Raw genomic sequence first — 17,399 nt, 5'->3', positions numbered from 1 at the left:
CGAAGGAGCCGCGTTGGTCCCCCACGTTCCGCCGCGCAGCGGCCCGCCGAACGTCATCGCCCTCACCTCGCCGGAGCGCGGCGCGGGCTGCACCACCGCCCTCGCCGACCTCGCCTGGATGCTGGCCCTCGCCGGCCGCGCCGTCCTGCTGGTCGACGGCGACCTCGCGTCGCCCGCCCTGGAGGACCACGCGAAGAGGTTCGCCGGCGACGGCTCCGGTGAGGCCGGCCTCGTCGACCTCGCCCGCGGCTTCGGCTCCGGCGGCCGGAGCGCTCCCCACGGCTTCGACCTGCTTCCCCTCCTGCGGCACCGGGAGCCGCCCGGCCCGCCGATCTCCGGACGGGTGGACTTCCTCCCGGCGCAGGGCTCCGACGGGGCCCGCGGCCACTGGACCGAGCTGGAGGCCTCCGATCTCCACCGCTTCGTCGCCGCCCTCCGCGACGGGCTGCGCCGCACCTCCTACGACCACGTGCTCGTCGACGCCGCCGGCCTCCCGGCGGAGGCCCTGGCGAAGCTCGCCGACACCGTGGCCGTCGGGGTCAGGGCCGACTCCGGCGGCATCGCGGCCGCGGAGGCGCTCGCCCGGGAGCTGAGGGCCACGGCGCTCCCCCGGCTCCTGCCGGTGCTCATGCAGGTGGAGGACGGGGCGTCCCTCAGCGTGCGCGGCAGGGCGGGCGTGGCGTTCGCCTGGCTCTTCCCCGGCACGACGCCTCCCTCGGCGCGGGACGCGTACTGGCGGCGGATGGCGATTCCCAAGGTCGCCGACGCCGCCGTCGCCGAGAGGCTCGCCGTGTTCGCCGGGGACCCGGCCGCCTCCGGGCTCCTCACGGCCTACCGGGACGTGCTCCGCACGATCCTCGACGACGAGGGGTTCGATCCGCCGGGGGCCACGGCCGAGGCGGTCGAGGCGTACCGGATGCGCATCGGCGCGGACGACGTGCTGCGGACGCGCCACTACAGGGTGGTCTACGAGCCCGCCCAGCGCCCCTGGGCCGACTGGCTCGGCGTCCAGCTGCGCTCGACGCACCTGCGTCCCGCCGGGGAGGGCCCGGTCCGCGACGACGACGTCGTCATCGCCGTCGGCCCCGAGGCGGTGAGGTCCGCCCCGTCCGGGACGCCCGTGCCCGGCGCCCACTGGTATCTCCGGCTGTCCCCCGAGGACCCGGCCCCGGGCGTTCCGCCGTCCGCCCGGATCGACCTGTTCGCCATGAACGAGCAGGCCGCCCGCGACGAGCTGTTCCAGCGGCTGATGCCCTCGCGGACGCCGCCCGCCCCCAGGAGCGTCCCGGGCGATCCGCGCTTCCCGGGCCGGGCGCCCGAGTTCCGCCGCCTGCCCCCGTCCGCGGGCGCCTTCGTCGAGCGGGGCGCGGAGATCGAGCGGATGCGCGACGCGCTGCTCGGCTCGGACCGCGACGGCATCTACATGATCAACGGCGCGGCGGGCACCGGGAAGAGCAGGCTCGCGCTGGAGTACGCCCTGCGGTTCTCGGGCGACTACGACGCCGTCTGGTGGATCACCGCGGCGTCGGCCGGGAGCGTGCGGGCCGGCCTCACCGCCATGCACGAGGCGGTCGAGGCCGGCGGCGGGCACCGGCCCGCGACCGCCGCGGGCGACCCCGTCGCGCAGTTCGTCCGGGAGGAGGTGAACCGCACCGGGACCTGGCTGCTGATCTACGACAACGTCGAGCGGGCCGAGGACCTGACCGACCTCGTGCCCGAGACCACCCGCGGGAACCACGTCATCATCACGGGCGCGGACGTCGGGGCCCTCAGGAGCGGGACGCTGGTCCGCCGGGTCGAGAAGTCCACCCGGGCGGGGCCGTTCACCAGGGACGAGAGCCGTGAGCTGTTCCGCAGGAGGGTCCCCGCGCTCTCCGACGAGCACATCGACCGGCTCGCGCGCCCCATGCGCGACCTCCCCCTGAACGTGGCGCTGGCCGCGGCGTGGGTGGAACGCCACGCCGACTGGAGGCAGCGCGGCGCCGCCAGTCCCGCGGCGCCCGGCGCCGGTGCGGCGGCGTCCGCGGGCGCCTTCCGCGAGATGGAGGCGGTCGAGGACGCGGTCGAGACGTTCACCGGCCTCTTCGCCGAGGGCGTCGCGGCCGCGCAGCGCGCTCCCGCGGCCCCGGGCGGCGAGGCGGGCGCGCGCGACGACGCGGCCCGCCGGGAGGAGGCCGACCTGCTGACCGCCCGGATCGTCCTCGGGCTGACCCTCGACGCCCTGCGCCAGATCGACTCCGGCGAGGCCGCCGTGCACCTGATGCGGATGGCGGCCTTCCTGTCGCCCGACGGCGTGGGGCGCCGTCTGCTGTTCTCCCCCGCCATGCTCGCCGCGCTGGAGGCGCACTGGCCCGACCTCGCCGAAGACTCCGTGCGACTGGAGGCGCTGCTCGTCCGGCTGACCCGGTACGGCCTCGCGGATGTCGACTACGAGCTCGGCGGGGAACTGCGCGTCCACCGGATGGTCCAGAAGATCATCCGGGATTCGCTGCGGGGCGGAGAACGGGACCGGGTGACCTCCGAGGTCCACCGCGTCCTCGCCGCGTTCGCGCCCGCCGACGCCGAGGTCGACCGTCCCTACCACGCCGCGACGTTCGCCGAGCTGCGGCGGCACCTGTTCGTCAGCGAGGCGCTCGCGAGCGAGGAGCGGCCCGTCCGCCGCTGGCTGGCCTGCCACGTGCGCCACCTGTACCTGGCCGGGGACATGAGCGACCGCGCGATCGGCCTCGGCGTCGCCGAGCGGCTGTCGGCCGACTGGCGCGGGCGCCTGGGCGCCGACGACCCGCTGCTGCTGCGCGTCGAGGTGCAGCGCGCCAACCTCCTGAGAGCGCTCGGCCGTTTCGAGGAGGCGGCGCGCATCTCCGAGGACGCGCTCAACCGGCAGATGCGCCTCGGGTACGCCGACATCCGGACGCTGATGGGCGCGCGGGGGTACGCCGCCGACCTGCGGCAGGCCGGCGACTTCGGCACCGCGCTCGTCCGCGACCGCGCGACGCTCATCGGGCTGCGCCGCGAGCTGGGCGACGACCACGAGCTGACCCGGAGCGCCGCCATGAACCTCACGCTGTCGCTGACCCTGGACGGGCAGGACGCCTCCGTCCGGGAGGCGCTGGCGATCGAACGGGGCAACCGGGAGCGGCAGCGGCGGGTGGAGCCCGGCGACCGGCAGTCGCTCGCGATCTCCGCCTACAAGATCGGCGCGCTCCTGCGCCGGCTCGGCCGCTACGACGACTCGGCGCGGGAGCTGACCCACTCGGTCGTCATCCTCCGCGAGCTGCACCGGGACGACGCCGCCAACCTCCATCTGCTGTGCGCCCAGCGCCAGCAGCGCATCACCCGCCGGCACCGGCCCGGCGACCCCGAGGCGCGCGGCGACGACCGGGACGAGCTGCGCCGGCTGCTGAAGATCCACCTGGACTTCCATCCGGGCGAGAACTACGAGACGCTCGCCTGCCGGCTGGCCGTCGCCGCGGCCGAGCACGCCTGCGGCGCGTACGAGGCGGCGCGCGACGAGGCGGGCCGGGCCGTCATGGGCTACCTCGCCCTGTACGACGAGAGGCATCCGTTCGTCCAGCTCGCCCGCTGCAACCTGTCGGTCTACACGCTCGCCCTCGGCGACGCCGACCTCGCCGGGGAGCAGAGCGCCACCGCCCTGGACCTGCTGCGCGAGCGGCTGGACGACGACCACCCGTACGTGGTGGGAGCGCTCGTCGACCGCGCCAACGCGCTGATGGCCCTCGGCCGCTACGACGAGGCCCTCGACCACGACGAGCAGGCCGAGGAGCGTCTCCCGTCCGGCCATCCCGACGACGAGCATCCGTGGGCCCTCGCCGTGCGCGGCAACCTCGCCCACACCCGGGCGCGGCTGCGGAACGAGGCGCCGGGCACCGAGCGCCGCGCGTTCCAGTGGGACGCGCCGCAGATCTGAGACCGGCCCGACCCGGAGAGGAGACCGAGTGACCGAGACCCCGAGGACCATCACGCGGCGTGCGGGGCACATCGACGCGAACGCCGGAACGCTGCTGCTGGAGGACACGGTCAGGGAGGTCTTCGAGGGCGCCGGCGGGCTGGCGCACACGGCCAACTTCATCGACGGCATGTTCCGGTTCGCGGTGGAGGACGCGGATCTGACGCCGGAGGACACGAGGCTCCACGCCCAGATCGGCGGCAGGCTGGGCCCCACCTTCGCGAAGATCGACTCGTGGACGTCGTCGCTGGACAGCGGGCGTCTCATCCGCCTGGTCCTGTCCTGCCCCTCCGGCGGCGTCTACTACATCTCGCTCCGTCCCGGGGAGACCCAGTTCGGCATCGCGCGGGAGGGCACGGCGGTCGAGAGCGGCGACCGGCAGATGGCGCAGATCTCCGACCGGGTGCGCGAGCTCTACTCGCTGGGCCCCGAGAACCTCGGCGGCTACAGCACGTCCGCCCCGGCGCTCCCGGACGTCCCCGAACCGGCGCCCGTCCTGTTCGAGGCCCCGGGCGCCGACCCCCGCCTGGTGGAACTCGGCCGGCGGGGCGTCTCCCCGCTCGACCTGCACTACCTCTCGGGCCACCGCGGCGGCGACCACCTCTTCAGCACCGACGTCCTCGCCGACGAGGGCCTCGGAACGTACTTCCGCAAGGTGTCGGTCGCCGAGCACAGGAAGCGCTACGAGGAGATCTTCCTCGCTTCGCGGCAGCTCGTGCGGTCCCTGGCGTACCGGCTCGGGCCCGCGCTGCGAGGGCGGCTGTCCCGGCTCGTCATGGACGTCGAGCAGGGGGCGCTGTACTACCGGTGCCTGCCGGACGACCTGGCGCTCTTCGGCGTCACCCTGCGGCAGAAGAACGTGTGGGACGCCGACAGGCGCCTGGAGTCGATCATCGATGAGTACCTCGGCGGCGGCTCCGCTCCGTGAGGACCGGAAGGCGGCGGAGGCCTCTCAGACGGGCGCGGAGCCGGACGCCGCAGCGGTGCCGCCGCCCGCGTCCTCGGCGGCGAGGAGGGCGCCGCGCCTGACGCGGCCGCTCAGTTCGTCCAGGCTGTCCACGATCGCGACCTGGGCGACCGAGCCGCTCAGGCCGGGGACCGCGTCATCGGACAGGCTGCCGAGCTGGCTCAGCGCCGACAGCGGGACGGCGTCGTAGCTGGCGTCGAACGCCTCGCAGAGCCGGTCGAGCCGTGCCAGGTCGTCGGCGGTGGGGCCCGGCCGGGACCGCACGCGCGCGAGCCAGCCGGCGACGGACTCCTCGAACGAGGTCACGAGCCGCCGCAGCACCATGCCCACCCCGATCGCCTCGAAGATCTCGTAGCGGCGCAGCCGGTAGCTGAGCATGGCCCCGGCGGTGGCCGCGTCGTCGCGGGACAGGTCGAACGAGCGCCCGATGTAGGCGTCGACGTCGTCGATCGCGGCGAGGGACCGGAGTGCGCGGGTGAAGGGCCGGGCCACGGCGTCCGGCAGGTCGCGTCCGGATCGCTCCGGCACGGCGGCGCCTCCGGCGGGCGCCGCGGCCGGGGGCGCCAGGTCCCTCCTGATCGCTTGGAGCTGCCGGTCGGCCTGCTGGCGGATCTGCTCGACCTGGCTCTGCAGGTTGAGCAGGTGGTCGTGCGAGGCGGTCACCTGGCGCCTGATCCGCTCCATCGAGTCGTGCATCATCGCGATGTCGTTGCCGGAGGCCGCGGGACCGGCGCGGTGGCCGATGATCTCCCGGTTCAGCTCGTCCAGGCGGGCGGCGAGGACGTCGTGGAACCGGTCGGCGAGGTACACGATCGGCGGTGCTCCGCACGCCTGGGTCAGGGAGGGGCGGATCTCCTCGCTGAGGAATCCCGTCACCACGACGACGCGGCGCTTCGGGCTGTCGCTGCGGATGGCCCGGACGCGGCGGATCAGCGGCTCGGCCTCCTCCGCCTGCACCAGCGGCGCGCTGACCACGATCGCGCAGCCCGCGCGGTCCTGCCCGGGGGGCATCGGGATCCAGAAGTCGGGCCGCTCGCGCTCCGGCAGCAGGGGGTAGCTCGTCTCGGCCATCCAGCCCCGGCCGTTGAGGATCTCCGAGACGTTCGACAGGAGGTCGTCCAGCGGCACGACGTAGCCGAGGTTCTCCTGCCGCGCCGCCGTGTGGACGGCGGGCGCGTCCACCCGCGCGGGCGGCATTGTGAGCTGGAAGCTGCGGTAGCAGAGCCTGACGACCTGCCGGGGGCTGCCGCCGGTGAGCCGGTGGATCGCGTCGCAGGCCGACTGCTCGAACGGTTCGAGCACGCCGCCCTGGCGGAGCCGGACGTACTCGGCGATCTGCTCGCCGTCCAGGGGGGACGGCGAGATGCGGGTGCGGATCCGGGACTTGGAGTCCTCGGGGAGCTGGTCGAGGTAGGACGGCAGGCCGCCGAGCACGAGCAGGCCGCCGCTCTCCACGAACGTGCGCAGGAGCTTGTGGAACGACTTCAGGGTCTCGACCGTGTTCGCCGTGTCCGGCAGGAGCGGGTCGGGGTGGCCGAGCAGCTTCTCGATGTCGTCGATGACGAGTGCGAAGTGCAGCCCCTGCCGCCCGTAGAGGCTGGTGAGCGCGCCCATGCAGTCGAGCATCTGGGCGTGGGACGCCAGGGCCCCGGTGATCCCCTGCTCCTGGAGGCGGGCGTCGGGCGGTGCGCCGCTGGCCAGCCAGTCCATCACCGCGAGGGCGAGCTGCACGTCGGTCAGCAGGGCGAAGGCGGTGCCGAACTGCTTGTTCCCGGTCACCTGCCAGAGCCGCTCCTGGAGCTGCCTCGGCACCTTGGCCGCCAGGCCGGCCTGCCGCGCGAGGGCGCGAGGGTCGATGCCCGAGTCGCGCCGTTCCAGCGCCGCGGCCTGTTCGGCCAGGTGGGGGAAGTCGATCCGGAGCCGCTCGGCGACCACGTCGGCGTAGTAGCCGAGGGCGACGTCCTTGAGCTCGTCGAGGTGGAACCTGGTGATGAAGGAGGCCCGGTACAGCGTGCCGAAGTCGGAGGCCTGCGCCGACAGAGGAATGATCTTGCGCGGGATCGCGGCGCCGGGCGGCGGATGGCGTAACCGGTGGATCAGGGTGTTGAGCAGGTGCGTCTTGCCGGTGCCCGCCTCACCGGAGACGGCGATGACCTCGCCGTTCGCGCCGGTGGAGGAGGCCCGCACCGCCTCGTCGTCGGTCAGCTCCCGCGGGTCCGCCGCGCCGGCCTCGCCCCCGCCCCGGCCGGAGGCCTGCTGGGAGCGCACGTCCCGCCAGAGGATCAGGCTCCGCGAGAGGTAGTCGTCGACGACGCGCCGCACGGTGAGGATCGCCGGGGTGTCGAGGCTGGCCACCTCGCCCGGCAGTTCGCCGAGCGCCGCGGACGCCCCGGGAGGGAAGGGATTGCGCCGTGCCGCCGGTGACGGCTCATGATCAACGGTCATGAGGAGCCCGTTTCTTCGCTCGGCGGGGCCAGGACGAACTGGGACGCCAGATCACTGTAACTCACATCGCGGGGACTGTCAGCCCTAATGATCTTTTCGAAGATCTCCACCAGCCCTTCCACCAGAAGCTTTATCGTCATGGTCCCGTTCCATGCGGTCATAAGCGCCTTGATATGGTCTTCCTGAACATTCAGGGATTCGCGGCGGTCCGTTTCCCGGTAGAGGCGCTGCCTGACGAATGTCCATCCGTCCTCGACGGCCAGCGGGCGGGGGCGCAGCGGGATGACGGAGATGTGGCCTCCGAAGGGCGGGTGCTCCTGATCGGCGTCCTCGTCCTCCAGCTCCGCGAAGAGCATCATGCAGGGCTGGACGACCTCGGCGTAGAACCGCACGTCGAGCAGGTTCGCGGAGCGCGGGAGGATGACCACCACCAGCGGCCCCTCGTCGGTGGAGCCCAGGCCGATCTCCCAGAGCATGGTGGCGACCTCGTCCCTCACCCGGTCCGCGGTGAGGCCCTCCCGCGCCTTGAGCCGGTCGACGTCCTTGATCACGCTCTGCAGGCGCGCCAGCCGTGGCTGCGAACCCGAGAAATACGCGCTCTCCATCAGCTGGGAGCAGATCTTGAAGACGAGTCCGAGCATTCGCCGCTCCGGGGTCCCGACCGGGCCGCTCAGCGTTCTGGCGTCGACGACCTGGAGGTCGGCCGAGCCGGGGAGCTCCTTGAGGAAATGGACGCATCTGCAGATCAGGGACGTCTTTCCGGTGCCCTCCAATCCGTGGACGAAGACGAGATGGCCCCGGTCGCGGATTGTTTCGATATCGTCCAGCTCATCTTGGAATGCCTCGAAACACGTGGTGAACGAGCTGGTCTCCACGTAGTGATCCGCGTGCTTGCCGACGCGGTGCGGTTCCAGGGGCAGGGGCGGCCTGTCGACGTAACGCGCCAGGCGGAGCGGGTTCCCCGCCGAGAGGCGCCCGTTCGCCGGCCGAGGGTCGCCCGTCACGAGGGCACCTTCTGCCAGAACACGAACCAGCGGAGGACCGGCGGGCGCCACGGGTGCTCGAGGGCGCGCGCGGTGCTGCCGACCTGGGCGTCGATCCGGTGGATGACCTCCATGACCGCCGCGTGCCTGGTCTCTCTGCCCTGGTCGCTCAGGCCGTTCCACCCCAAGGCGACGGCGGCGTCCAGCCTGGCCGGGGCGAGTGCGGCGAGCACCGGGGGCAGGGTGCGCCACCTGGGGCGGCGGGCCTTGATCTCCTCCAGGCGGAGCGCCAGTTCTTGCGCGGCGTCGTGCACCGGCTGGACCGGCGGCTGCTTGGCCTTCCTGCGCCCCTCGGCGTAGTCGCTCGCCGTGGTGAGGAATTTCCTGCCCAGCCTCCGGAGTTCGAGGCCCTCTTTCCGGCCGCGGTCCACGGACGCTCTCCATTCGGTGGTGAAGAGGGTGAGCAGGGCGCCCAGCAGGAGCGGACCGAAAACCTTTGCGGCGGACACCCAGACCGATGGCTTCTTCTTCTCTCCCGAAACGGTCTGGGCGCCTATCAGGGCGTCGCAGGCGCGGTCGAAGTCCTTTCTGTTATGCACGGCCCAGGCCTGGAGTTCGGCGGGGCCCGGAGTGCGAGCAGCGGCAGTCGGCCGTGGGGACGCGCCGGACGGGGCCCGCGGGGCAGGTGACGCGGTGGGTGCCGGTGTCCCCGGCGGTGTCCCCGGCGGTGCCGCGGTGGGCGCCGGTGCGGGTGCGGCGCCCGGGACGGGGAGTCCGAGCGCCAGCAGGGCCGTGACCATCCGGCCGGGACGGGACAGGCAGTACACGGTGGCGGCCTCTCGCCGGTCGTCCGTGCCGGCGGACGCCGCGGACAGGGAAGGCGGAGCGTCCGATAACGAGGCCGGAATTTCCGCGGCCGCGCCGAAGGGGAGGCTCACGCATCCGATGATCAGCAGACCGACCATGCAGAAGAACAGCCTGCGAACACTCATGGATCGTCCTCCGCGGTCAGAATAGCGCGCAGGAACCGCCCGCCGGGGGACAAGTCACGGACCGGCCACCGGGCGGCAAGGGGCTCGGAGTGCGACCGGCTCACCCGAGGACGGCGGCGACGTTTAACGATCACGGTATGCGGCCTAAAATGCTGGTGATTGGACGTTCGGCGGAAGGCCGGGCTTTATGACGTTGATGAATCACTCCTTTTCCGGCGCGGATTTCGATTCGCTCGCCTCGGGTACGGCCACGTCCGCTGCGATCGAATCGCTGGGAGCGATCCAGCACAGCCGGAACCTGCTGCTGCTGCGCTCGGTCGTGGACACCGCCCGCCGGACCGGCCACCCGGAGGCCGCGGCGGCCCGGCACGGCTTCGAGCAGCTGATGGAGCTGAAGCGGCGCGCCCCCGACGCCGCCGCGGCCGTCATCACGCACCCCTCGACCGGCGGATGGGGCCTGCACGCGCTGCGCGTCCTCCAGGGCGGCGCCCCGTCCGGCGACCCGTCCGGTGACCCGCCCGGCGTGCGCCCCGCGCAGCTCGCGGGGATGGCCGCGGCCGCGGCGGTGCGCGGGCGCTGCGCGGGGACGTTCACCGTCCCCGTCTCCCGCGGCGCGGTGACCCTGCCGTCGGTGGGCGTCCTCACGGCCACGGACGACGTCGAGACGGTGCGAATCGTCCATGACGGCCGGGAGGCGGTCGCCACGGCCGGACGGACGAGTTCACCGATCCCTACCGACGGCACCCCTGACGCGCCCGGCTGGCGGGGGCTGCGCACCCTCCGCGCCCGGTCCGCCGGGAGAACCGAGTTCGAGCTCCTTCTCGACGACGTGGACCCGTTCCGCTTCCCCCGCGTGTCGTCCGCCGGAGCCGAGCGCCTCTCCGAGGCGGCCGCGGCCGAGCTGGAGCGGACGCTCGGCGAGAGCTGGGACCTGCTGTCGCGCCACCACCGCTCCAGCGCGCGCGAGCTCTCCGGCACGGTGTCCACGCTCACGCCCCTGCGGTCCTCCGCCGACGAGTTCCGCAGCGCCACCTCGCGGGAGCACTTCGGCTGCGTCGCGCTGTCCCTGCCGGTGGACCCGACACAGCTCGCGGTCACGCTCGTCCACGAGGCCCAGCACGGCAAGCTGGCGGCGATCATGGACGCGGTGAGGCTGCTGCCCGGCGACGACGACCGCCGGTACTACGCGCCCTGGCGCCCCGACCCGAGGCCGTTCTCCGGCCTGCTGCACGGCACGTACGCCTTCCTCGGCGTCGTGCGGTTCTGGCGGCGGCAGCGCTGGCTGGAGCGGGGCGAGCACGCGCTGGCGGCGCATCTGGAGTACGCGCACTGGCGGGGAGCGGTGCGGCTCGGGCTCGTCCAGCTCTGCTCGCACGACCGCCTGCCCGCGCTCACCGTGCGGTTCGTCCAGGGGATGCGGCACGCGCTGGACCAGTGGCGCGCCGAGCCGGTCCCGGGGCCGGCCGCCGCGCTGGCGGCGGAGCGGTCCACCGCGCACCGCGCGCGCTGGATCGCCGCCAACGGTCCGCTGCCCGGCTGCCTGCGGACGGTCCGCGACCTGCCGGATCCGGTCGCGTGAGCCCGCCCGCCCCGCGGGAGGCGCTGCCCTTCCGGGAGTTCATCCTCAAGATCCACAGCCGCTGCAACCTGGCCTGCGACTACTGCTACGTCTACGAGATGGGCGACCAGAGCTGGCGCGACCGGCCGGTCGCGATGCCGGCCGAGGTGGTCGACGCCGCCGCCCGGCGCATCGGGGACCACGTCCGCGAGCACGCGCTTCCCTCGGTCGAGGTCGTGCTGCACGGGGGCGAGCCGCTGCTGGCGGCGCCGCCCCTCATCGAGCGGGTCGTCCGGTCCGTGCGCGCCGAGGGCGTGTCGGCGGCGTTCTTCGTGCAGACGAACGGCACCCGGCTGACGGAGGCCCGCCTCGCCCAGCTCGACCGCCTCGGCGTCCGGATCGGCGTGAGCGTGGACGGAGACGCCTCCGCGCAGGACAGGCACCGCCGCCTGCCGGACGGCCGGGGGAGCCACGCCTCGGTGGCGGCCGCGCTGGACGCCCTGTCCACCGGCCCGTACCGGCACCTGTTCTCGGGCATCCTCTGCACGATCGATCTCCGCAACGACCCGGTCGCGACCTACGAGGCGCTGCTGCGCCACCGTCCGCCCCGCGTGGACTTCCTCCTCCCCCACGGGAACTGGTCGGCGCCTCCCCCGGGACGCGCCGAGGGGTCGCCCGCCACCCCGTACGCCGACTGGCTCATCGAGATCTTCGACCGCTGGTACGGCGCGGCGGAGCCGCCGGCGGACGTCCGGACGTTCAGCGACCTGCTCACCCTGCTGCTCGGCGGAAACGTCGGCAACGAGGGGCTCGGGCTCGCGCCCGTGCGGTACGCCGTCATCGAGACCGACGGCGCGATCGAGCATTCCGACCTGCTCAAGCCCATGACCGCCGCCTCCGCCGGCACCGGCCTGAACGTCCTGCGCGACTCCCTGGACGCGGCGCGCGCCCTCCCGGCCGCGGTCGAGCGGCAACTCGGCGCGGCGGGCCTGTGCGAGCGGTGCCGGGCCTGCCCGCTCGTCGCCGTGTGCGGAGCGGGCCTCCAGGCCCACCGCTACCGGCACGGGACGGGCTTCGACAACCCCACGGTCTACTGCCCGGACATGATCCGTCTCATCGAGCACGTGCGCGGTCGCGTCGCCGAGGACCTGGCGGCCGCGGCCCGCCCCTCCGAGCGCGGTCCCGCGGCCTGAGGGCGCGTCCGTCGGGCCCGCCCTCGCCCGTTCACCGAACTTAGTCCGGCATTGACCCACTCTTTGACCCTATAGCCGTTTTGGGTAACGCCCCGTGAGCATCATTCGCAGGTCAGCCGACGCATGGCATGGGGGGCATCGTGAGTCAGCAGGACGACAGGCGAGGAGCCGAGCAGGCCGCGGTCGGAACGAGGCGCAAGCGGGGCGCCGACGGGGGGTCGAGCGAACTGATCACGTCCGGCGGCAGCACCAGGATCGCCGACGACGTCGTGGCGAAGATCGCCACGATGGCCGCCCGGCAGGTCGGCGGCGTGCACGAGATGGGCGCGGGCATGTCCCGGACGCTCGGGTCGGTCCGGGAGCGCCTACCGGGCGTGACGGCCGACAGCACGCAGGGCGTGGCCGTGCAGGTCGGCGAGCGCCAGGCGGCCGTCGACATCGATCTCGTCGTGGAGTACGGGCTGTCCATCCCGGACCTGGCCGCCGCCGTGCGCACCAACGTCTCCAACGAGATCGAGCACATGTGCGGCCTGGAGGTCGTCGAGGTGAACATCACCGTGGACGACGTCCACGTGGCCGACGAGGAGCCCCCGGAGCCGCGGCGCGAGGAGTCCCGAGTCCGATGATCTCCTGGACGGACGTGGCGGGCGCGTCCCGCCGGCCCGGCCCCGTCCCCGCCGGCCGGCCGGTTCCGGCCCCCGGCACGGGGCGGGGCCAGCCCGGGTTCGCCGCCGAGGCGTCGCGGCCGGACGTCCCGCCGGGCGGGGGGACATCCGCCGGGACCGGCGCGGTGGCCCGGCCGAACGCTGCGCCCGGCCGCCGGGAGCCGCTCGCCGAACTGGCGGAGCGGATCGGCGCGGCGGCCATGGCGTGCCCGGACGTCCTGGGGCTCACGGCAGGTCCGCGCGGCTGGATCGCGACCTACCGCGCCGGGCCTCCCTACGCGGGGGTCGCGGTGCACGACGCGGTGATCGAGGTGGGGGTGGTCGTCCGGTACGGACGGCCCTTCGCCGAGATCGCCGAGGACGTACGGCGTCTGGTGCGCCCGCTCGCCGGCCGGCGGACGGTGGACGTGGTGATCGGGGACGTGGCCGATGGCGGCTGAGGAACCCGCCGAGCCGAGAGGTGATCGAGATGGATGTGCGAGTGCCGTGGCCCGTGATCGGCCTGGTCTTCGGCCTGGCGCTGGGGTTCGCCGGAGCGTTCGGCGGCGTCGGCCCGTTCTTCCTGGTCCTGTTCCTCGGCGCGCTCGGCTTCGTGGTCGGCCGCGTCATCGAGGGCAGCATCGACATCGGACAGGTCTTCTCCCAGGGCAGCACGCGACGGCGGCCGCGATGACGACCGCCGAGCGAGGCAGGACGACGATCCGTGAACGGTCCGTCGCGCGAATCGTCGCAGAGGCCGTGCAGGACGTCGAGGCGTCCGGCGGACTCGGCCGGACCGTCGTCGGCGTCCCGGTCCCCGGACGGGGGCCCGCCCGCACGGAGGTGCGGGTGCACGGCGACATCGTCACGGCCAAGGTGGCGCTGTCGGTGGCCTACCCGATGCCGGTCCGCGCGGTCGCCCGTGAGGTGCGCCAGAGGGTGCGCGAGCGGGTGGCGGAGTTGACCGGTCTCACCGTCGGGCAGGTGGACATCGAGGTGGCCGAGCTCGGGCGCCCCACCACGGGCGAGAGGACCGTGCTGTGACCGCCCCCGCCGGGGCGCGGCCCGCCACGGAGCCCGGCACGCGGGCGGCCGGTTCGCGGAAGGCCGACCGGGCGGCCAGGCACACGTTCCGCTCGCAGCGGATGCTTCCCGCCCTCGCCGCGGCGCTGCTGATGACAGGGGCAGGTGTGCTGACGGCGATCGAGGTCATCTCGGCGGCCCTGAACCATCCGGCGCACATCTTCCCCTACGAGTGGGTGCGCGACGCGAACTGGGACGGTGTGTACGCTCGCGCGATCTTCGTCGGCCTGGCACTCGTCGGCGTCTGGTTCGTGCTGGCCGCCGTGGTGCCGGGCAAGTCACGGATCATCCCGCTGCACGGGCGGGATCCGAACCTGATGATGGGCGTGAGCAGGCGGGGGCTCAAGCGCTCCGTCGCCGCCGCGGCCGAGGGCGCGCCGGGGGTGTCGGGCGTCAGCAGGGTCCGGCTGGGGCGTCGGCGGGTGCAAGTGGTCGCGGAGACGCCCGTGCGCGAGCCCGCGGGCCTGGACGCGGAGGTCACCGAGGCGGTGCGGGAGCGGCTCGACCGGCTCGACCCCCTCCCCGCCCGTTCCGTCATGGTGCGCATGAAGCACCGGGAGGTCTGATGGACCGCCGCACCGCGCACGTCAACCGCACGGGCCTGATCCTTCTCGGCCTGGTCCTCGCCGCCGCCGGGGGGCTCGGCCTCGCCCGCGGCCTGGGCGCCTTCGGGAAGGCCCGGGCCTCCGGCCCCGTGCTCACCGCGGAGGCGCGCCGCTTCGCCGACGGCCACGGCTGGTTCTGGCCCGCCGTCGCCGCGGTGGCGGTCGTCCTGGCGCTGCTGGGGCTGTCCTGGATGCTCGCCCAACTCCGGTCGAGCCGGGTGCGGGGCCTCTCGCTGGAGCCGGACATCAGGGCCGGCGCGACGCGGGTGGAGGCCAAGGCCGTCACGGACGCGCTGGAGACCGAGATCGGCGAGTACCCGGGCGTGCGCAGGGCGCGGGCCCTGCTGGTCCGCTCGCCCAAGGGGGCCGGGCTGCGGCTGAGTATCCTCTACGGGCAGGAGGCGGATCCGGCCGAACTGCGGCACCGCATCCAGGACGAGGCCCTGCCGAGGCTCTGCGCCGCGCTCGAACGCGAGTCGATTCCCACTGTGGTGCGGCTGCGGCTGACCCCACGAGAGCAGCCCGCGACCGTCATCTGACCCTCGGCGAACATTTCTTCAAGACCGGGGGGCGAACGCCCGTGCAGGGTGGCCGCATGAGTGAGTCCGACGTTGAGCGTTCGCACGGAATGCACGTGGTGCACGACGGGTCGCGGCAGGCGCCGCCGCTGCTGCTCGTCCACGGATCGGGGGCCTCGGGCGGCACCTGGAAGCCGATGATCCCGACGCTCGCCGCCCACCGGCACGTCATCCGGGTCGACCTGCCGGGCTGCGGGCAGTCCCCGCCAGCCGCGTCCTACGACGTGCCCGACCAGGCGGACCGCGTGGCCGCGCTGCTGGACGGCCTCGGGCTCGACCGCGTCGATGTGGCCGGGCACTCCAGCGGCGGCTACGTCGCCACCGCGCTCGCCGAGCGGCGTCCCGACCTCGTGGGGTCGCTCGCGCTCATCAGCAGCGGGCCGGATATGGACGCGCTGCTCCGGCAGCCGCTCCTCCTCCGGGCCCTCCTCTCCCCGCCCCTCGGGCCGCTGCTGTGGGCGAGGCGGTCGGACGCGGTGATCCGCCGCGGGATCGGCGCGGCGGCCGCGGGCCCCGTGGACATCCCGGATGAACTGGTCTCCGGGGTCCGGGCGATCACGTACCGGTCCATGCGGGCGGTGCTGCGCCGGAACGCCGCCTACATCACCGAGCGCGGCGTGCCCGAGCGCCTCGCCGCCCTCCGGGTCCCGCTCCTGGTGGTCTTCGGCGCCGCCGATCCCCGCTGGAGGCCCTCGTCGGCGCGCCGGTACGAGGCGGTGCCGGACGCGCGGATCGAGATGCTGCCCGGCGTGGGGCATCTGCCCGTCCTCGAAGCTCCCGAGGCGACCGGAGAACTGCTGCTGGACTTCATGGCGGCGGTCCGCTGACACCCCGGCCCTAGACTGGTCACGTGCTGCCGACCGGGACCCCGCCCGACTGGGCGGCGGTGGACGTCGCCGTCCCGTCCCCTTCGGTCAGGCTGCCCGGGATCAGCATGGCCGGGTTCCGGCAGCGCCTGCCCGCGCGCACGGACATCGCCATGGTCGCGCACCCGTCCGTCACCCTGCTCGTCGACCTGAGCGGCGGAGAGGGCATCGACTACGGCACCCGGGGCCGGCGCCGGCGCGGCAGCTTCGCCGCCGGGCTCCTTCCGGGCGACCTCCGGGTGGGCGGCCGGACGGGAGAGTGCCTCCAGATCCGGTTGGAGCCGGTCGCCGCGGCCGCGGTGCTCGGCGCGTCGGCCGACCTCACCGGGACGGTGGCGCCCCTGGAGGACGTGTGGGGCCGTGACGCCGGCCGGTTCGAGGACGAGTTGCGCGCCGCCGGGTCGTGGGACGAGCGGTTCGTGATCGCGGCGGAGGTCCTCGGCCGGCGGCTGGACGCGCGGACGCCGGTCGATCCGGAGGTCGCCCGCACCTGGCGGCGGACGCTCGCCGGCCGGGGGCGGGTCCGCGTCGACGGCCTCGCCGACGAGGTCGGCTGGAGCCGCCAGCGCCTCTGGTCGCGCTTCCGCGCCCAACTCGGCGTCACGCCCAAACGCGCCGCCCGGCTCGTGCGCTTCGACCGCGCGGCCTACCTTCTCGCCGCGGGGCACGCGGCGGCCGGGGTCGCCGCCGAGTGCGGCTACGCCGACCAGTCCCACCTCCACCGCGAGGCCAGGACGTTCGCCGGGCTCACCCCCGCGGGCGTGGCCGCCGCGCCGTGGCTCGCGGTCGACGACGTCGCCTGGCCGGCTTCCTGGCCGACCCGGATCCCCGCGCGGCACGGCGAACGCGTCCTCGGCCGGGCGCGCCCTCGGTAGCGCGCCGCGTCAGGGCGGGGCGTCCAGGAGGCCGGCCTCGCGGGCCTTGGCGGCGGCCTCGGTGCGGGACGCGGCGCCGAGCTTGGTGAGGATCCTGGTCACGTGGGTGGCGACGGTGTTGGCGGAGATGAAGAGCTCCGCGGCGATCCGCTGGTTCGTCCGTCCGCCCGCGAGGAGGCGCAGGACGTCGAGTTCGCGGCGGGTCAGGCCGAAGGCGTGGGCGGTGCCCCCTCCCTCGCCGGGCGAGGCGGCGGCGTCGGTGAGGCGGCCGCGGGCCGCGAGGTCGTCGATGCGCGCCCGCAGCGGAGCGGCGCCGAGGTCGCCGGCGATGGCCCGCGCCTCCCGCAGCCGGGACCGGGCGCCGGGACGGTTGTTGGACGCGAGCGCCGCGCCCGCGGCCTCCGTCAGCACCACGGCGGTCTCGTGGCGGTTGCCGAGGTCGCGCCACGCCGCGGCCGCCTCGTCCCAGGCGGCCAGTTCGCCGCTCTCCGTCAGCGCGCGGAAGGTGCGGCGGTAGGCGTCGATCACCGGGGTCTCGGTGCGGACCGCGCCGAGCATGCGGGTGAGGGCCGCGAGCCGGTCCGCGGTCTCGTCCGCGACCCGCCGGTTCCGCGGCGCCGCCGCGCGCCGTGCCCGCTGCACG

At 74.3% G+C, this 17,399-nt stretch carries 16 protein-coding genes; 12 read left to right on the top strand and 4 right to left on the bottom strand.

Annotation, left to right across the window (positions count from 1 at the left end):
• Positions 1-13 precede the first annotated feature (13 nt).
• Together fxsT and AB0K37_RS21245 are read left to right on the top strand one after the other, a co-directional pair.
• Entirely contained in the window at positions 14-3,928 is a 3,915-nt protein-coding gene (gene fxsT / locus AB0K37_RS21250; RefSeq protein ID WP_363983646.1) for an FxSxx-COOH system tetratricopeptide repeat protein, read from the top strand.
• 28 nt (positions 3,929-3,956) lie between these two features.
• Positions 3,957-4,895 (top strand): hypothetical protein, encoded by a 939-nt coding sequence (locus tag AB0K37_RS21245; RefSeq protein ID WP_363983644.1) that lies wholly within the window; start codon positions 3,957-3,959, stop codon positions 4,893-4,895.
• A 24-nt stretch (positions 4,896-4,919) separates the two neighbouring features.
• On the opposite strand, the gene AB0K37_RS21240 is transcribed toward AB0K37_RS21245, so the two are convergent.
• The 3 genes from AB0K37_RS21240 to AB0K37_RS21230 all read right to left on the bottom strand — a co-directional run bounded on the left by AB0K37_RS21240 (position 4,920) and on the right by AB0K37_RS21230 (position 8,961).
• Positions 4,920-7,379 (bottom strand): hypothetical protein, encoded by a 2,460-nt coding sequence (locus AB0K37_RS21240; protein WP_363983643.1) that lies wholly within the window; start codon positions 7,377-7,379, stop codon positions 4,920-4,922.
• Positions 7,376-8,254 (bottom strand): ATP-binding protein, encoded by an 879-nt coding sequence (locus AB0K37_RS21235; protein WP_363983641.1) that lies wholly within the window; start codon positions 8,252-8,254, stop codon positions 7,376-7,378. Before AB0K37_RS21235 ends, AB0K37_RS21240 begins: the two co-directional genes overlap by 4 nt.
• A gap of 125 nt (positions 8,255-8,379) precedes the next feature.
• A complete protein-coding gene (locus AB0K37_RS21230; protein ID WP_363983639.1) occupies positions 8,380-8,961 on the bottom strand; it encodes a hypothetical protein in 582 nt (193 codons plus the stop codon).
• Between the two features lie 589 nt (positions 8,962-9,550).
• Between AB0K37_RS21230 and AB0K37_RS21225 the strand changes: the two genes are divergently transcribed.
• From AB0K37_RS21225 to AB0K37_RS21180, 10 genes are all read left to right on the top strand, one after another.
• Positions 9,551-10,933 (top strand): HEXXH motif domain-containing protein, encoded by a 1,383-nt coding sequence (locus AB0K37_RS21225; RefSeq protein ID WP_363983637.1) that lies wholly within the window; start codon positions 9,551-9,553, stop codon positions 10,931-10,933.
• Positions 10,930-12,105, top strand: a complete 1,176-nt coding sequence (locus AB0K37_RS21220; protein ID WP_363983635.1) for an FxsB family cyclophane-forming radical SAM/SPASM peptide maturase — start codon at positions 10,930-10,932, stop codon at positions 12,103-12,105. The genes AB0K37_RS21225 and AB0K37_RS21220 overlap by 4 nt, the downstream gene beginning before the upstream one ends.
• A gap of 140 nt (positions 12,106-12,245) precedes the next feature.
• Positions 12,246-12,731 carry an Asp23/Gls24 family envelope stress response protein gene (locus tag AB0K37_RS21215; RefSeq protein WP_363983633.1) on the top strand — a complete coding sequence of 162 codons (486 nt, stop codon included), beginning with the start codon at positions 12,246-12,248 and terminating at the stop codon, positions 12,729-12,731.
• On the top strand, positions 12,728-13,210 hold the full coding sequence (locus AB0K37_RS21210) for a hypothetical protein (RefSeq protein WP_363983631.1): 483 nt from the start codon (positions 12,728-12,730) through the stop codon (positions 13,208-13,210). The genes AB0K37_RS21215 and AB0K37_RS21210 overlap by 4 nt, the downstream gene beginning before the upstream one ends.
• 29 nt (positions 13,211-13,239) lie before the next feature.
• Positions 13,240-13,443 carry a hypothetical protein gene (locus AB0K37_RS21205; protein ID WP_363983630.1) on the top strand — a complete coding sequence of 68 codons (204 nt, stop codon included), beginning with the start codon at positions 13,240-13,242 and terminating at the stop codon, positions 13,441-13,443.
• Complete coding sequence (locus AB0K37_RS21200; protein WP_363983628.1) at positions 13,440-13,793, top strand: Asp23/Gls24 family envelope stress response protein; 354 nt, start codon at positions 13,440-13,442, stop codon at positions 13,791-13,793. The genes AB0K37_RS21205 and AB0K37_RS21200 overlap by 4 nt, the downstream gene beginning before the upstream one ends.
• Positions 13,790-14,398 (top strand): DUF6286 domain-containing protein, encoded by a 609-nt coding sequence (locus AB0K37_RS21195; RefSeq protein ID WP_363983626.1) that lies wholly within the window; start codon positions 13,790-13,792, stop codon positions 14,396-14,398. Before AB0K37_RS21200 ends, AB0K37_RS21195 begins: the two co-directional genes overlap by 4 nt.
• Positions 14,398-14,976: an alkaline shock response membrane anchor protein AmaP gene (locus tag AB0K37_RS21190; RefSeq protein WP_363983624.1), complete on the top strand. Its 579-nt coding sequence runs from the start codon at positions 14,398-14,400 to the stop codon at positions 14,974-14,976. Before AB0K37_RS21195 ends, AB0K37_RS21190 begins: the two co-directional genes overlap by 1 nt.
• A 56-nt stretch (positions 14,977-15,032) precedes the next feature.
• Positions 15,033-15,842 (top strand): alpha/beta fold hydrolase, encoded by an 810-nt coding sequence (locus tag AB0K37_RS21185; protein ID WP_363983622.1) that lies wholly within the window; start codon positions 15,033-15,035, stop codon positions 15,840-15,842.
• 23 nt (positions 15,843-15,865) lie between these two features.
• The gene (locus AB0K37_RS21180) at positions 15,866-16,756 is read left to right on the top strand and encodes a helix-turn-helix domain-containing protein (protein ID WP_363983620.1); all 891 of its coding nucleotides are present in this window, start codon (positions 15,866-15,868) and stop codon (positions 16,754-16,756) included.
• A 9-nt stretch (positions 16,757-16,765) separates the two neighbouring features.
• Here the strand turns inward: AB0K37_RS21180 and AB0K37_RS21175 are convergent.
• Positions 16,766-17,399: response regulator transcription factor (locus AB0K37_RS21175; protein ID WP_363983618.1), on the bottom strand; the 634-nt coding region annotated here is incomplete at its 5' end.

Origin of the sequence: Actinomadura sp. NPDC049753 (assembly GCF_040674655.1) — a bacterium.
Classification (GTDB): domain Bacteria; phylum Actinomycetota; class Actinomycetes; order Streptosporangiales; family Streptosporangiaceae; genus Spirillospora; species Spirillospora verrucosospora.
This window is presented reverse-complemented; position numbering and strand designations above follow the sequence as displayed.

What these genes read in the sequence shown, in the direction of transcription:
- AB0K37_RS21200 (WP_363983628.1), top strand. Translation starts at nt 13,440, where the DNA reads ATGACGACCGCCGAGCGAGGCAGGACGACGATCCGTGAACGGTCCGTC.
- AB0K37_RS21210 (WP_363983631.1), top strand. Translation starts at nt 12,728, where the DNA reads ATGATCTCCTGGACGGACGTGGCGGGCGCGTCCCGCCGGCCCGGCCCC.
- AB0K37_RS21190 (WP_363983624.1), top strand. Translation starts at nt 14,398, where the DNA reads ATGGACCGCCGCACCGCGCACGTCAACCGCACGGGCCTGATCCTTCTC.
- AB0K37_RS21205 (WP_363983630.1), top strand. Translation starts at nt 13,240, where the DNA reads ATGGATGTGCGAGTGCCGTGGCCCGTGATCGGCCTGGTCTTCGGCCTG.
- AB0K37_RS21185 (WP_363983622.1), top strand. Translation starts at nt 15,033, where the DNA reads ATGAGTGAGTCCGACGTTGAGCGTTCGCACGGAATGCACGTGGTGCAC.
- AB0K37_RS21225 (WP_363983637.1), top strand. Translation starts at nt 9,551, where the DNA reads ATGAATCACTCCTTTTCCGGCGCGGATTTCGATTCGCTCGCCTCGGGT.
- AB0K37_RS21240 (WP_363983643.1), bottom strand. Translation starts at nt 7,379, where the DNA reads ATGACCGTTGATCATGAGCCGTCACCGGCGGCACGGCGCAATCCCTTC.